3 protein-coding genes, 1 tRNA gene and 1 other RNA gene are annotated in these 2,279 nt (G+C 63.8%); 2 read left to right on the forward strand and 3 right to left on the reverse strand.

Translation table 11 applies throughout. The features are described 5' to 3' along the window. Window positions 1-27 precede the first annotated feature (27 nt). An RNA gene (gene rnpB / locus BG35_RS11725) (RNase P RNA component class A) lies at window positions 28-442 on the reverse strand. Between the two features lie 73 nt (window positions 443-515). On the opposite strand from rnpB, the gene BG35_RS0109355 reads away from it, so the two are divergent. Then, window positions 516-589, forward strand: a tRNA-Arg gene (locus tag BG35_RS0109355). Between the two features lie 72 nt (window positions 590-661). Next, window positions 662-973: a DUF8670 family protein gene (locus tag BG35_RS0109360; RefSeq protein WP_025782611.1), complete on the forward strand. Its 312-nt coding sequence runs from the start codon at window positions 662-664 to the stop codon at window positions 971-973. A 14-nt stretch (window positions 974-987) separates the two neighbouring features. On the opposite strand, the gene BG35_RS0109365 is transcribed toward BG35_RS0109360, so the two are convergent. Both BG35_RS0109365 and BG35_RS0109370 read right to left on the reverse strand, forming a co-directional pair. Beyond that, window positions 988-1,650 (reverse strand): aquaporin, encoded by a 663-nt coding sequence (locus tag BG35_RS0109365; RefSeq protein WP_025782612.1) that lies wholly within the window; start codon window positions 1,648-1,650, stop codon window positions 988-990. Between the two features lie 19 nt (window positions 1,651-1,669). Beyond that, window positions 1,670-2,279 (reverse strand): cob(I)yrinic acid a,c-diamide adenosyltransferase (locus tag BG35_RS0109370; RefSeq protein WP_025782613.1); only part of this gene is annotated, 610 nt, incomplete at its 5' end.

Genomic DNA, 2,279 nt, shown 5'->3' on the forward strand with positions numbered 1-2,279 from the left:
CTTGGCGCTGGGGGCTCGGGGAAGGGGGTGGGAAGGAGGACATAAGCCGGGTTCTGTTCCTGGGGAGATCTCCATGGCATGGTTCCCTCTCCAGGGGCGACCATCTCTCTGGGACCTGTGTTACCACAGGCCTCAAGCGGCATGTTTACGGGGAACGGGCGCATGGCCAACCCTGGTTCCTTACCTTGCTCCCGGCTGGGGTTTACCGAGCCAGCACCTCTCGATGCTGCTGGTGCGCTCTTACCGCACCTTTGCACCCTTACCTGTGCCTGAGCCAATGCCTGGGCAAGGGCTGCGGCCATCGGCGGTGTGTTTCTGTGGCACTATCCTCACGGTCACCCGCACTGGGCGTTACCCAGCAGGCCTGGCCATGGGGGAGCCCGGACTTTCCTCAGCACGCGCCGAGTACACTCGGCCGCGCCGCGGTCGCCTCGCCTCCTTTCCGTCGCCAGTGTATGGAGTAGCCTGGCGCCATGGCTTTCGGTGTAACGTCCCTGTGACGCGCCGAGGCTGTTGGGGCTGTGGCTCAGTTGGATAGAGCAGGGCTTTCCTAAAGCCAAGGTCGTGGGTTCAAGTCCCTCCAGCCCCGTCCCCACCGATCACGGGATCCATTGCCAAACCCCTTGATGGCGCTACACTTGAATACTTAGCGGGTAAGGCCGTGACCCAGCTTCATGCTCTGCGCCTAAGACTCCTGGTTCAGCAGGAAAGTGACCGCATCATCCATCAGCAGGTTGAGGAGTTGGACCTCTCCGTGGCCCAGGCCCGAAGCCTCTGCTGGCTGGCCCTGCTGGCGGAGGCCCACGAGGAACAGGCCAGTGACGCGGAACAGCGGGGGAACACGGAGCAGGCCATGGGCTGGTTTGCGGATGCCATGCGCTTGCGGGATGCAATCCAGTTGGTCAGTTCCATCGAGATTCCTCTCCCCGAAGAAATCTCCCCTCCCGAGTGCAGCGGGCACGGGCGCCTTTGAGCGCTTTATCGTCGTCACTTTCCCCGGACCCCGGAAGAAAACAACCAACTGAGTAACGGTGTAGCCACCGCCGCACTCAGCAGTTGCATCGCCACAAACAGGGGCACGTGGGTGGGCATGATGCCACTGAAGGTGTCGGTCATGCCCCTGGCGATGGTGACCGCGGGATTGGCAAAGCTGGTGGAACTGCTGAACCAGTAGGCGCTGGTGATGTAGAGGGCCACCAAGGCGGGCACGGCGGCCGGCTGATGGCGCCGGCCGCCGTGGATCATCAGCAACAGGCCTGCGGTGGCCAGCGCTTCCGAGAGCCATTGGCCCCCGCCTGTGCGGGCTGTGGCGGACTGCTGCAGCACCGCCAGGCCAAACATGAGATGGGTGGCCCATACCCCCAGGATTCCGCCCGCCACCTGGGCCAGGCTGTAGAGCAGCGCTGTCAGCGTGGGGATCTCTTTCCGCAGCCAGAAGCAGAGGGTCACAGCGGGATTGAAGTGGCCGCCGGAGACGGGCCTCAGCACCGTAATCAGGCCATAGAGCATGGCGCCCGTGCTGACGGCGTTGGCCAGCAGGGCCAAGCCCCTGTTGCCGTCCGCCAACTGCTCCCCCATGATGCCCGAACCCACCACGGCCATGAGCAGCAGGGCGGTTCCCGTGGCTTCAGCCAAGAGGGCGCGCTTCATGGTTGGAGAGGCCAAGGGCTCAGTAATCCACCCCCCGCTTCAGGCTCACCCCCTGCTGGGCGTAATGCTTGTGACACACCATCTCGGAGTGGATATTGGCCAGGGCAAAGTAGGAAGGGGTGTTCTTGCAGCGCCCCGTGATGACCACTTCCGTGAACCTGGGCTTGCGCAGCAGGGTTTGCACGATGGGATCCACCGGCAACAACTCCAGGTCCACGGTGGGATTCAGCTCATCGAGAATCACCGTTTTGTAGAGGCCGCTGCTGATGGCGGCCCGGGCAATTTCCCAGGCCCGCTCCGCTTCCACGTAATCAATGGGTTGCTGCTGGCCGCGCCAGACAATGGCATCCCGTCCACTGCGCAGATGATCCACCAGATGGGGGTAGCTCTGGCGCAAGGCGTCGATGGCGGCATCTTCCGTGTAGCCCTGCCCACCCTTGAGCCACTGCAGGATCAACACCCGGTGGCTGGTGTCCTGGCTGATGCCCCGCCCGATGGCCTGGAGCGCCTTGCCCAGCGCACTGGTGGACTTCCCCTTGCCTTCGCCGGTGTAGATCTCGATCCCTCCGATCCGGTGATCGCCGGTGGGTTGGTGCGGATGGGGGCGGATTTCCGAATGCAGGTCCGCC

It is taken from the genome of Candidatus Synechococcus spongiarum SH4, assembly GCF_000586015.1.
Lineage (GTDB): Bacteria > Cyanobacteriota > Cyanobacteriia > PCC-6307 > Cyanobiaceae > Synechococcus_B > Synechococcus_B spongiarum_F.

Bases quoted from the DNA above. Each gene is read 5' to 3' on its own strand.
- BG35_RS0109365 (WP_025782612.1), bottom strand. From the start codon at position 1,650: ATGAAGCGCGCCCTCTTGGCTGAAGCCACGGGAACCGCCCTGCTGCTC.